General features: G+C 59.4%; 11 protein-coding genes. 1 reads left to right on the top strand and 10 read right to left on the bottom strand.

Going from position 1 to position 11,811, the window contains the following annotated elements; all coding sequences use genetic code 11:
* Nucleotides 1–11: 11 nt before the first annotated feature.
* From nuoF to IDL90_RS03530, 8 genes are all read right to left on the bottom strand, one after another.
* Nucleotides 12–1,313 carry an NADH-quinone oxidoreductase subunit NuoF gene (nuoF, locus tag IDL90_RS03495; RefSeq protein ID WP_182141873.1) on the bottom strand — a complete coding sequence of 434 codons (1,302 nt, stop codon included), beginning with the start codon at nt 1,311–1,313 and terminating at the stop codon, nt 12–14.
* Nucleotides 1,313–2,032: an NADH-quinone oxidoreductase subunit NuoE gene (gene nuoE / locus IDL90_RS03500; protein WP_187994374.1), complete on the bottom strand. Its 720-nt coding sequence runs from the start codon at nt 2,030–2,032 to the stop codon at nt 1,313–1,315. The genes nuoF and nuoE overlap by 1 nt, the downstream gene beginning before the upstream one ends.
* Entirely contained in the window at nt 2,029–3,381 is a 1,353-nt protein-coding gene (locus IDL90_RS03505; protein WP_182141871.1) for an NADH-quinone oxidoreductase subunit D, read from the bottom strand. Before IDL90_RS03505 ends, nuoE begins: the two co-directional genes overlap by 4 nt.
* Nucleotides 3,381–4,121: an NADH-quinone oxidoreductase subunit C gene (locus IDL90_RS03510; RefSeq protein WP_182141870.1), complete on the bottom strand. Its 741-nt coding sequence runs from the start codon at nt 4,119–4,121 to the stop codon at nt 3,381–3,383. The genes IDL90_RS03505 and IDL90_RS03510 overlap by 1 nt, the downstream gene beginning before the upstream one ends.
* A complete protein-coding gene (locus IDL90_RS03515) occupies nt 4,118–4,672 on the bottom strand; it encodes an NADH-quinone oxidoreductase subunit B (RefSeq protein ID WP_182141869.1) in 555 nt (184 codons plus the stop codon). Before IDL90_RS03515 ends, IDL90_RS03510 begins: the two co-directional genes overlap by 4 nt.
* Nucleotides 4,673–4,684: 12 nt before the next feature.
* The gene (gene ndhC, locus IDL90_RS03520; RefSeq protein WP_182141868.1) at nt 4,685–5,047 is read right to left on the bottom strand and encodes an NADH-quinone oxidoreductase subunit A; all 363 of its coding nucleotides are present in this window, start codon (nt 5,045–5,047) and stop codon (nt 4,685–4,687) included.
* Between the two features lie 30 nt (nt 5,048–5,077).
* Entirely contained in the window at nt 5,078–6,358 is a 1,281-nt protein-coding gene (locus IDL90_RS03525; protein WP_187994375.1) for a geranylgeranyl reductase family protein, read from the bottom strand.
* Between the two features lie 165 nt (nt 6,359–6,523).
* Nucleotides 6,524–7,249: a class I SAM-dependent methyltransferase gene (locus tag IDL90_RS03530; protein ID WP_316930274.1), complete on the bottom strand. Its 726-nt coding sequence runs from the start codon at nt 7,247–7,249 to the stop codon at nt 6,524–6,526.
* Nucleotides 7,250–7,428: 179 nt separating this feature from the next.
* Between IDL90_RS03530 and IDL90_RS03535 the strand changes: the two genes are divergently transcribed.
* A complete protein-coding gene (locus tag IDL90_RS03535) occupies nt 7,429–8,670 on the top strand; it encodes an isochorismate synthase MenF (RefSeq protein ID WP_182141866.1) in 1,242 nt (413 codons plus the stop codon).
* 37 nt (nt 8,671–8,707) lie between these two features.
* On the opposite strand, the gene IDL90_RS03540 is transcribed toward IDL90_RS03535, so the two are convergent.
* The gene (locus tag IDL90_RS03540; protein ID WP_262509018.1) at nt 8,708–9,973 is read right to left on the bottom strand and encodes a S1C family serine protease; all 1,266 of its coding nucleotides are present in this window, start codon (nt 9,971–9,973) and stop codon (nt 8,708–8,710) included.
* Between the two features lie 114 nt (nt 9,974–10,087).
* Nucleotides 10,088–11,806, bottom strand: coding sequence for a 2-succinyl-5-enolpyruvyl-6-hydroxy-3-cyclohexene-1-carboxylic-acid synthase (menD, locus tag IDL90_RS03545; protein WP_187994376.1), 1,719 nt, complete (start codon nt 11,804–11,806; stop codon nt 10,088–10,090).
* Nucleotides 11,807–11,811 lie beyond the last annotated feature (5 nt).

Here is an 11,811-nt window from a genome sequence, read left to right on the forward strand (position 1 = left end):
GTTGTTCTCAGTCACTGAGCACCTCCCTGGGGAAAGATCGTCGAACGCTCATAGGGGAAGAGTTCCCATGCGGGCGTCGTCATTCCGGCTTCGAACTCCTCGCGGAACAGCTTCAGAGCCGACATGACCGGGGTAGCGGCAGCGTCACCGAGGGCACAGAATGAGCGGCCCGCAATGTTCCCTGCAACGTCGTCAAGTAGTTCGAGGTCGCCAGGGCGTCCCTCACCTCTCTCAAGACGCAACATGATCTGCTTGAGCCAGTAGGTACCCTCACGACAGGGGGTGCACTTGCCACAGGATTCGTGCTGGTAGAACTCCGTCCACATACGGATTGTTCTCACCACCGATGTTGTTTCGTCAAACATCTGCAGTGCGCGGGTGCCAAGCATGGAGCCTGCCGCCGCAACGCCCTCGTAGTCGAGGGGAACATCGAGATCCTTTTCGGTGAACAGCGGGGTTGATGATCCACCTGGCGTCCAGAACTTCAACTTGTGCCCCTTGCGGATCCCACCGGAGTATCCGAGGAGTTCCCGCATGGTGACACCGAAAGGTGCCTCGTATTGGCCTGGCTTCTCTACGTGTCCTGAAACGGAGAAGAGGCCGCATCCCTTCGATCGCTCAGTCCCCATTGAGGCGTACCACTGTGGGGAGTGACGGAAGACGAGGGCGACATCCGCGATGGTCTCAACGTTGTTGACAACGCTGGGTCGGGCGTAGAGACCGGCGACGGCCGGGAATGGTGGCTTCAATCGAGGGTGTCCGCGCCGCCCCTCTAGGGAGTCGAGCAGTGCTGTTTCTTCACCGCAGATGTAGGCTCCTGCACCCGCGTGGGCAGTGACTTTGAGTCCGTCGAGCAGCCCGGCTTCTTCAGCCTCATGGATGGCTTCCAGCAGACGCCGGTAGACGTGGACGACCTCGCCCCTCAGGTAGATGAAAGCATGGTGGCAGTTGATCGCGCGTGATGCGATGGCCACACCTTCAACCAGCAGGTGAGGGTCCGCCATGATCAGCGGAATATCCTTGCAGGTGCCCGGCTCAGATTCGTCGGCGTTGACCACCAGGTAACGTGGCTTGCCATCATCGGGAGGAAGGAAAGACCATTTCAACCCGGTGGGGAATCCAGCGCCACCACGGCCCCTGATTCCCGCGTCCTTAACGGCTTGTGTGATGTCGGCGGGCGCCATCTCTTTGGCCCGCTTCAGACCCTGGTAGGCACCATTGCGAAGCGCGGTCGCCAGAGTCCATGATTCCTCGGTGTCCCAGTACTTGGTCAGTGCCGGGGTCAAGGGGTCGGGGGCTGTGAAGGTCTCCATCACTTATCTCCCTTCGCTTCTGCGGTATCTGCCGGCCAGACATAGTCGAATGGGTCCACCGGTTGTGGTTCCTGCCAGTCGTTGGCAGCTGCGACGTCAAGACCCTGGAAGGTAGGTTTGCCGCCACTGGGCCCCTGGTTTGCGAGACCGTCGCGGAAGCCAGCCAGTGTACGTTCGTTCTCTTTGAAGGTCCGCATCACGTTTGGACCGCGGGTGGGATGAACCGGGGTGCCGTCCTGCAGGTCGGAGACCAGCGCCTGTGCGGATTCCGGGGTTTGATTGTCGAAGAACTCCCAGTTCACCATGATTACCGGGGCAAAGTCGCAGGCAGCATTGCATTCGATGCGTTCCAGCGTGATCTTTCCGTCGGCAGTTGTTTCATCGTGGCCCACGGCAAGGGTCTTTGAGAGCTCATCGAAAATCTGCTCCCCGCCCAGCACGCCACACAGTGCGTTGGTGCAGACACCCACGTTGTACTCACCGTTGGGGTGACGCTTGTACTGGGTGTAGAAGGTCGCGACAGCTGAAATCTGCGGTTGGCTCATGCCGAGGACGTCCGCACACAGCGCGATCCCATCGGGACTCACGTAGCCTTCCTCCGACTGCACTAGGTGAAGCATCGGAAGCAGGGCTGAGCGTGCGTGACCTTCAGGGTAGCGCGCAATAATCTCACGGGCATCGGCCTCAAGCCGAGCCTTCGTTTCGGGAGCATAGGTCATCTGTCAACGCCTCCGGCTACTGGGTCGAACGAGGCCAGGGAGACAACGACGTCGGCCAGCTGGCCGCCCTCGGTCGCCATGGACAAGGACTGAAGGTTTGAGAAAGAAGGGTCTCGGAAGTGAGCTCTGAAGGGGCGGGTGCCACCGGCTGAAACAAGGTGGGTGCCGAGTATGCCCTTCGGGTGCTCCACCTGCTGGTAAACCTGTCCCGCTGGCACCTTGAATCCTTCGGTTACCAGTTTGAAGTGGTGGATCAACGCCTCCATGGACTGTCCCATGATCTTGGCGATATGCTCCGGGCTGTTGCCCTGACCGTCCGGGCCAACCGAGAGGCTTGACGGCCAGGCAATTTCCTTGTCGGCGATCATCACCGGCGCGCCCTCGGTCTCATCGAGACGCTTGAGAACCTGGTCGATGATGCGGAAGGACTGGTAGCACTCATCAAAACGAACAAGTGTGCGGTTGTACGCGTCTGAGGAGTCGTACGTCGGCACGTCAAACTCGTAGTTCTCGTAGCCGCAGTAGGGGTCATCCTTACGCAGGTCTGTCTCAAGGCCACCCGCGCGTAGCGAAGGACCTGTAAGGCCCAGAGCCATCATCGCGGACATCGACAGGTAGCCCGTACCGATGAAGCGCTTCTTGAAGATCGGGTTCGCGAGGGTGAGATCTTGAAGCTCGCCAATATCGCGTCGTACGTTGGGCATGAGCGAACGAACGTACTCAACGGTTCCCTCAGGCATGTCGAGTGGGACGCCGCCCGGACGCACAAACCCGTGGTTCATTCGCAAACCGGTGATTCGTTCAAAGATGCGGAGGATCTCTTCGCGGCCGCGGAATGCGATGGTCATCATCGTTGTCGCGCCCAACTCGTTACCGCCGGTACCGATGGCGATCATATGTGAACCAATACGGTTCAACTCCATGAGGAGTACGCGAATCAGCGTTGCTCGCTCCGGGATCTGCTCTGTGACACCGAGCAGCTTCTCCACACCGAGGCAGTAGGCAACCTCTTGGAAGAAGGGCGCAACGTAGTCCATCCTGGTAACGAAGGTGGTGCCCTGGGTCCAGTTGCGGAACTCCATGTTCTTCTCAATACCCGTGTGCAAGAAGCCGACATCGACCCTTGTTTCACGGACCTGCTCGCCGTCCAACTCAAGAATGAGGCGCAGAACGCCGTGTGTTGACGGGTGGACAGGACCCATGTTGAGGACGATGCGCTCCGTGGAGATGCGACGCACCTCTTCTATGACATCTTCCCAGTCACCGCCTGCGGCCATGACATCCGGGTAGTCTTCGAGCCTGGGGTCATCGCCGCCGGGCGTCGCGAAAATCTTCGCTTGCTGGCTCATTAGTTGTATGACCTCCGTGTATCGACAGGGGGAATCGTTGCCCCACGGTACTCAATCGGAATACCCCCAAGTGGGTAGTCTTTCCTCTGCGGGTGACCGACCCAGTCCTGGGGCATTTCAATGCGGGTAAGGCCGGGGTGTCCCTCAAAGATCACACCCATCAGATCCCATCCCTCACGCTCGTGCCAGTCGTTACCCGGGTAGATATCAACGATCGAGGGGATGCGTGGATCATCCTCGGAAACCGCGACCTCAACATAGATGGTGCGCTTGTGCGTAAACGAACGGAACGGGTAGAGCCCATGCAGTTCACGCCCCTTATCTCCGGGGTAGTTCACCGTGGAGACACCAAGACACATTTCGAAACGCAAGTCCTGGTCGTCGCGAAGCTGCTTTGCAACGAAACGGAGGTGATCGCGGGTGACGCCGATGATTAGCTCGTCTCCCTGGTTGACGACGACCTTTTCTATGACGTCCTCAACCTTCAGCCCCGCCTCGACAATCAGCTCTTCGAGGACGTCAACGGCCTCGTCAAACCACCCACCGTAGGGGCGCTGGCTGGCGCCGGGCAGAGAGAATGTTTCGACAAGGCCGCCAAATCCGGTCGTGTCACCATCGTCGATAACCCCAAACGAGCCGTGACGAACCGAGATCACCTCGGGGCTTTCAAAACGATTGTCGGGCCGCTGCAGATCCTTTCCAGAATCTGGGCCGACATTATGCCGATCCAACTCACTCATGCGAGAAGCCCTTTCATCTGACTTGTCGGGGTAGCAGCCAGGGCAGCCGCCTCTGCTTTGCGCGCGATCTCTTCACGGTGGGCGCCCAGGGGTTCTTTTCCGATCTGCTCGCGCAACGTCAAGACCGCGTGGATCAACGCTTCGGGGCGCGGGGGGCAACCGGGCAGATAGACGTCAACCGGAACTATGTGATCGCACCCTTGAACAATGGCGTAGTTGTTGAACATCCCGCCGGTAGAGGCGCACGCACCCATTGAGATAACCCACTTGGGTTCGGGCATCGCGTCATAGACGCGGCGCACAACCGGCGCCATCTTCTGGCTGACACGTCCCGAGACGATCATCAAGTCCGCATGACGCGGTGATGCACGGAAGACTTCAAGACCAAACCTTGCCATGTCGAACCGGGGCGTTCCTCCGGCCATCATCTCGATGGCGCAGCAGGCTAGTCCCATGGTGACCGGGAACTGTGAGTGCTTTCGAGCCAGACCGAGCACGTTCTCCATGCTGGTGAGTCCAACCCCTGCGGGCAACTTCTCTTCAAGACCCATGATTATCTCTCCTTAGGTCCAGTCCAGGCCCTTGCGGCGCAGTTCGTAGATGTAGGGAACGGTGATCAACCCTAAGAATAGGAGGATTGAAAACAACCCGAAGAGGCCAAGTTGATTGAACGTTACGGCCCACGGGTAGAGGAAGACGACCTCGATATCGAAAATGATGAACGTCATCGCGACCAAGTAGTACTTGACCGGAAAGCGGCCATCTTCAATGTGCTGGGGTCCCGGGTCGATACCGCACTCATAGTTCTGCGCCATGACGCGGTTCTTCTGCTTCGGGCCCAGAATGGCCGAAGCACCGAGACCGCCGACAGCAACCGCGAGGGCGACTGCCGCCATGATCAGAAGCGGGACATAAGGATTAGTCATCGTTCCTCCCGGTGGCTTGGTGCACTAGGTTCATACTTTTGCCACCACCTTGGTGAGCATGCTGATTAGCCGGTCGTCAACGTCGCCACCGCTTCGTTCATAACCGTCGGATAGAAGCTTGTTTACAAGTTTCATGAGCCTGCGACGTGGCAAACCGTAGTAGGTGCACAAACGCATGATCTTTGGGTTCTCAATAAGAGCCACAAAGATTCGGCCCAAAGAGTAGTAGCCCCCGTACGTCTCAGTGAGGGATTCAGGATAGGAGCTCATGGCAATATCGAAGCCTGCCTCTGAGGACCTCGAGAAGGCAGAAGCCGCGGAGTCTGCTAGGAATCGCCCAGCCTTGAGTGCTGGTGCTATTCCCTCCCCATTGAACGGAGAGACCATCCCGCCGGCGTCGCCCACCAGTGCTAAGCCGTTGGTGTAGTGCGGCTTGCGGTTGAAGGACATTGGAAGAGCTGCGGAACGAAGTGGTCCGACCTGGTTCTCCGGGGTGAACTCCCAATCTGCCGGGAGGTGCGCAACCCACTGCTTGAAAACCTGCTTGTAGGGAAGTTGGGTGGCTGTTGCATCCGATGACACGGATCCGAGGCCGACATTGACCAAGCCGTCGCCGACGGGGAAGATCCAGCCATAACCTGGTAGTAGCTCGGAGTTGCCGGGTTCGCCATTCCATAGCTCGAGGTGGGATTCCATCCAGGAATCATCTGCTCGAGGAGAGCGGAAGTAGGTCCGTGCAGCGACACCAAGGGGCCTGTTCTTCTTCTTTTCGATTCCGAGCGAGGTGGCCAGTCGTGCCGACACTCCCCCGGCGTCGACAACCAGTGGCGCCTTGAACTTGACAAGTCTGGCATCGTTGCCGCGACCCACCCGAGCCTCAACCCCGATAACACGGCCGGTCGCAGAATGTAGCGCACCGATCGCCACATGGTTCTCATAGAGACGAGCTCCCGCACCCTGTGCCTTAGCAACGAGATCCGCATCAAGTTCAAGTCGGGTTCGAGCCATGCCGTATCCAGGCAGTGTCGCCTGCTCCGGCCACTCAAAATAGACCTCATTACCGCCACCAATGACCCGCAAACCACGGTTGCGCATCCAACCGGTGGTGTCCACACCCATGAGTGACAGTTCAGCGACCGCGGCTGGTGTTAGCCCATCACCGCAGACCTTGTCGCGAGGGAACGCCGCTTTGTCTAGCAATGCGACATCAAATCCCAGGGATGCGAGGTGGTAGGCGGCAGATGCACCACCGGGACCCGCGCCAACTATGACGACATCTGCTTCTGCATCGAAGCGAATATCGTCGGCCACCGGGAACTCCTCACACTTATGACACCACGTGGTTCCACGCAGCCCGTCACCTACAGTACCCACATGCAACACGAAAGGCAGAAGTGGCAGATTCGCAACGAAAAGACCTACTGCAACGACAGGGGTAGCCGCGAAATTAGCAAGACGTAACTATCTAATTTCGACTCACGGTCGGACGTCTGGTTTCACACCCCTGTGGAGGGCAACCGTGCCGTAGGTGAGATTTCGGTAGGCGACATCTTTCCACCCCGCGTCAAGCATCATTTCCGCGAGGGTGTCTTGGTCATGCCACTGCAGAATCGACTCAGAGAGATAGTCGTATGCGCCACCTGCCTGAGATGCCATACGCGCGATCCTGGGGGCCACGTGACGAAGATAGAAGCCGTGCGGAACCCGAGCAAACGCGACAGGCGTGGAGAATTCGCAGATGACTATGCGTCCGCCCGGTTTAGTGACCCGATACATCTCATTGAGGGCGAGGGGGACGTCCTCGACGTTCCTAATTCCGAAGCTAATCGTCACGGCGTCGAAGGTGTCGTCATCAAACGGCAGGTCCGTTGCACTTCCCCAAACAAAGGAAATCTCCGGGTGTTTGCCGCGCCCAACTTCAAGCATTCCTTCCGAAATATCGCAGACAACAACGCTCGCACCAGCTTCGTGTAGCGGCATTGACGACGTCCCCGTCCCACCGGCGAGGTCAAGGATTTTCCATCCGGGCTTGGGATCAATAGCTGCTCGAACGGCACGGCGCCACAGGTAGACCTGCCCCAGGGAGATGACATCATTTGCCAAGTCGTAGTTCGGTGCCACGACGTCAAACATTGCCGCGACCTCGTCTGGCTTCTTTGTTTCATCCGCGCGAATGGTCCCAACCTCAAGGCTTTTCTTCACGACCGCTCCATATGCATCTAGTAGGGGTTGTCCGCAGACATTGTTGCATCTCTTGGCGTGGGTGCTTGACGCGGGTGGCCGTAAGGTGTGGTTAACGCCTGCGACAGCGCCGCACCGCTAGGCTAAATGCACGCGCCGAGGGGTTCGACGCTAGAACCGACGATGAAGAGGCTTCTGAAATGGCACACGATTCTTTGCTTCAGCTCCACGTACGGGTGCGGGAGCTTTCGTCAGCACCCGAAAACCTCCTTGATCTTGTCCCTGTCAGCGAGGACGTATCGGCCTGGCTCGGCATGGACGTGTCACTTCTCGGGTGGGGCAATGCCGCTCTCCTCGAGTTTTCAGGTTCCCACGCCATGCGCGATGCTGCGCGCGCCTGGGATTTCCTAGCTGCGAACGCCCTCGTTGAAACAGACTACGAGGGCGCCCCGCCACCCGTGCAGTGGCCACTCTCACTTGCGTCGTTCGGGTTTGCGGCTCAGTCAACCGGCTACCTGATTGTGCCGGAGTTCTCAGTGGTAACAGCCGGTGAGCAAATCTGGGCAGTCACTGTCGCGTCCGGCGTGCGTCCTCCCAACCCTCTTGAGGTGTTGGCAGAGGACCCTGCCCGTGTTCCCCGCCCCTCCGGTCTGTGGACTGAACCCGGCCGCATGACACAGACCCGCTGGAAGGAAGCAGTACGACGCCTTGCGAAAATGTTGCAGTCGGGCGCGGCCTCAAAGGTAGTTTTAACCCGAGACATAGTCGTTTCCGCATCGCAGCCAATCGATGAACGCTTCCTCCTTCGCGAACTGAAGGAACGCTATCCATCCACCTGGGTTTACGCGGTTGAGGGCCTGGTTGGCGCCACACCGGAGATGCTTGCCTCCCTTCGCAGCGGGCGCTTTACCTCCCGGGTCCTTGCGGGAACGTCTGAGCCGGGTGAAGGAGAGAGCTTGCTCGCCTCCGTGAAGAACCGAACGGAACACCACCTCGCAGTGGAGTCCGTCGCCCGCGCCCTGGCGCCACTTGCCGAAGCGATGACCGTGCCCGCGGAGCCCTCTCTTCTGGACTTACCCAACGTCACACACTTGGCCACTGACGTTGAGGCAGTTGTCAGCGGCGCCAACGTCCTCGACATTGTTGGGGCCCTGCACCCCACAGCGGCTGTTTGTGGGACTCCCACAAGCCTCGCGTTCAGCATTCTTGAAGACTTGGAGGGCACCCAGCGAGGCCGCTACTCCGGACCCGTGGGGTGGATCGATGCCGCGGGAGATGGCGAGTTCGGAATCGCCCTGAGGTGTGGCCAGCTCTCAGAAGATCACAAGCAGATCCGCGTTTTCGCAGGTGGCGGCATCATGCCGGACTCTGTCCCCGACCTCGAGCTCGCGGAAACCCGCGCCAAGATGAGGCCCGTCTTGGAGGCACTCGGCGTGGAGTAGTCGGCCCCACGCTAGGGCGGGGGCCTGACTCCCGTCGCTACCGCTGCTGAAGGGTGACGAGAACCTGCTGCTGCACGCCGTTACGCACCACATCCAACGTCACTTGGTCGCCCGCGCTGTACCTGCGCACGTACCCGGTCAGGGAGGGCCCGGAAGTTACAGAGCTACCATTGATCCCAACGATCACGTCACCTTGGATTAACCCCGCTGCTTCCGCTGCACTGCCAGGGTTCACTGTGGCAACTAACGCTCCAAGTCTGTTGTCTTCCCCAACGAGGACGGAAGATGTGCTGATTTGAACTCCAAGCATCGCGTGCTGTGCCGACCCCGTCTCGATGATCTGACTGGCTACCGACTTCGCTAAGTTCACAGGAATGGCAAACCCCAGTCCGATTGAACCGGCTTCCGAGGACGAGGAACCCATCGACGCTATTGAGGAGTTAATTCCAACCACGGCTCCCTGCGCGTTGAACAGTGGGCCGCCCGAATTACCGGGGTTTATGGACGCATCGATCTGGATAGCGTTGGTCACAACGACCTCTGTCTGTGCCTGTGCCGCACTATCCGCGGAACTAGATACCGCCACGGGTCGGTCGAGCGCAGAAATGATACCTGTGGTCACGGTGTCGGCCAGTCCAAGCGGGGCACCAATGGCCATGACGGGCTGCCCAACTTCGAGAGTCGAAGAGTCCCCGAGGAGAGCTGCTGTCAGATCAGTTGGAGGGGTATCTAGAGTCAGAACTGCAAGGTCGGTCGTGGGATCCGTGCCGGTGATTGTCGCCGAGTAGAGGCGTCCGTCATGCAGTGTCACGGTGATATTTCCGCCTTGTGCGGCGCCGGAAACAACGTGATGGTTGGTGATGATGTGGCCGGAGGAATCGATAATGACACCGGAACCACTAGCCGCTTCAGTTGCACCTTCAACGAGGATGCTCACTGTTGCGGGTCGCACAGCCGCGGCAACAGCCTGCCAGTCCGGGGCACCCTCTGTCGCCTCGACCGGTTCGACGACGTCTGCGGGCTCCGAATCCGTAGTCTCGCTACTTCCACCTGTCATTGCGGGAGCGGTGGCAAAGGGAGACTGCGCACCCCACACCCCGAAGACAACTGCCAACGTCACCAAGACAGCCAGAATCATTGCCAAAATCAAAGATGCCCACCCGGGCCCGCCCCTGCGTCCTCGATGACTCTCTTGAGCCCGAGATGCGGGGGGTGGGGTGAACCGTGCGGTATCCATACTCTGCGCGGGGACAACGGCCACTTCTTCCAACGGAATGCGTAGCGGGCGCTGTGGTTCAGTCATGATTCTCCCTTCAATCCACTGGTGTAAGTATGCGGTTCCTACCCCGGTCTGGTCGAGATGATCCAGGAATTTCGGTAACAGCGAAGAACTGGGATTTGCCCCTGACCCGTAGTATCAGATAGCACGCCCACGCAGAGCGGCGAACACTTCGGTTGGCCTTTCCAACGGAACGTGAATCACGCTGCGTCCCACTATCGGCACGGCCAGTGCGCCGCGGAGTTCCCCCACCGTTGCGACCGTCACGGCTTCCCAGCCGCAAGCGCGGGCAGCAGCCGGAATGTCGATCCTTTGCGCCACCGCAAAGTACTTTTCATAGAGCTCTTCGGGTGCGCTGCCATGCTCAAGGGAAGCAAAAATTGAACCTCCCCGGTCGTCCAGAACTATCACCTGGATATCGGGATCGTAATCCGGTCGAGCTGCCAACGTTGGCAGGTCATAGCAGAACGTCAGATCGCCAACCACAACTCGCATCGGCCTGTGCCTCATCGCCTGCACGCCAAGCGCAGATGCGATGCTCCCGTCGATGCCAGCTAATCCCCTGTTCGCAAAAACACTCGCTCTTCCAGGCGCCCTCGCCGCAATATCAAAGGCTCTCACCGCATTCGATGCGCCTAACCACAGGTCTGTTCCCTCGGCCTGCCCCCAAATCTCTTCGGCCGTAGTGACGTGGTCAAGTTTTTCATCGCGACTATGTTGGTCGAGGACGCGATCAACTCGGGTAGCCGCATCCCTCCACGTTGCAAGCCACCGTTGTGCATCATCATCCCCCTCAGAACGGTCGGCCGCAGCGATGGAGGCAGCCTCAACCAGCCCGCGCACCTCCAGTGGCACCACGACCTCGACCTTGCCCCAGAGGTCCGTCCATTCATGGTGGTTTGCCAGTGCCACAATTCGCACATCAGGCCGTTGCAACAGCCTCATCACCTGGCGGGAAAGCGTTGGCTTTCCAAGCACAAGTATCTGCTCCACTTGCGCGCCGCACATCTCAATAACCCAGGGGGAATGCGGGATCCATGTCTCACAGTCACAGAGTCCCGACGTCGGTTCAGCAATCACAGGAATCATGCGCTCACCTGCTTGTTTCGTGAGTTCCCGCGCCGCCGCCAAGTCGCCCGGATCAACGCTGCCCGCGACCACAATGGTGGACAGTCCCGGCTGCACCAGCTCTTCCCAACGCGGAATCTGCGTGCCTGCTGCCTCACGTCCGAGGGCGTAGAGCGCCGGATTCTCACGTTCCTTCCCCTCGATCTGCCCCTCCGTGACAGCGGTGGCAAACGCAGAAAAGTCTGACGGCACCAGCGGGTCAGCTAAAGCAACATTTATGTGTACGGGACCACTACGCCCTCCCATGCCAAGTCCGCGCGCCAGCGCCCGCCACACCCGGTTGCGGACCCCTAAAGCATCAGAGCCCTCTGGAATGTCCACTCCAATGCAGACAGTTGACGAGAACATGCCGGCCTGGTGCGTTGCCTGCGAGGCCCCCACGCCAACCATGTGAAATGGTCGGTCCGCTGTGACCGCAATGACAGGTAGGCCCTGATGCCGCGCCTCTTCCAGTGCTGGGTGAAGTTCGGCGACAGCTGTGCCCGACGTGGTGATAACTGCGACCGGCACGCGTCCTCCCAGTGCCTGCGCCGCACCCAGAGCCCAATAGCCCGCGCCCCTCTCTTCAGCAAACGTGTGAACGTTGACCCGCCCGGCAGCTTCTTCCGCCGCCAGAACGTATGCGAAAGGCGCGTTTCGTGAGCCGGGGCAGTACGCAAACTCAGTTGCTCCCGAAGAGATCAGCGCACTCACAACCGCACGCGCCACTTTCAAACTAGGGGGCTCCATTAGGC

This window comes from Schaalia sp. JY-X159, assembly GCF_014525425.1.
In the GTDB taxonomy this organism is placed as follows: Bacteria; Actinomycetota; Actinomycetes; order Actinomycetales; family Actinomycetaceae; genus Scrofimicrobium.

What these genes read in the sequence shown, in the direction of transcription:
- nuoF (WP_182141873.1), bottom strand. Translation starts at nt 1,313, where the DNA reads ATGGAGACCTTCACAGCCCCCGACCCCTTGACCCCGGCACTGACCAAG.
- nuoE (WP_187994374.1), bottom strand. Translation starts at nt 2,032, where the DNA reads ATGACCTATGCTCCCGAAACGAAGGCTCGGCTTGAGGCCGATGCCCGT.
- IDL90_RS03505 (WP_182141871.1), bottom strand. Translation starts at nt 3,381, where the DNA reads ATGAGCCAGCAAGCGAAGATTTTCGCGACGCCCGGCGGCGATGACCCC.
- IDL90_RS03510 (WP_182141870.1), bottom strand. Translation starts at nt 4,121, where the DNA reads ATGAGTGAGTTGGATCGGCATAATGTCGGCCCAGATTCTGGAAAGGAT.
- IDL90_RS03515 (WP_182141869.1), bottom strand. Translation starts at nt 4,672, where the DNA reads ATGGGTCTTGAAGAGAAGTTGCCCGCAGGGGTTGGACTCACCAGCATG.
- ndhC (WP_182141868.1), bottom strand. Translation starts at nt 5,047, where the DNA reads ATGACTAATCCTTATGTCCCGCTTCTGATCATGGCGGCAGTCGCCCTC.
- IDL90_RS03535 (WP_182141866.1), top strand. Translation starts at nt 7,429, where the DNA reads ATGGCACACGATTCTTTGCTTCAGCTCCACGTACGGGTGCGGGAGCTT.
- IDL90_RS03540 (WP_262509018.1), bottom strand. Translation starts at nt 9,973, where the DNA reads ATGACTGAACCACAGCGCCCGCTACGCATTCCGTTGGAAGAAGTGGCC.
- menD (WP_187994376.1), bottom strand. Translation starts at nt 11,806, where the DNA reads ATGGAGCCCCCTAGTTTGAAAGTGGCGCGTGCGGTTGTGAGTGCGCTG.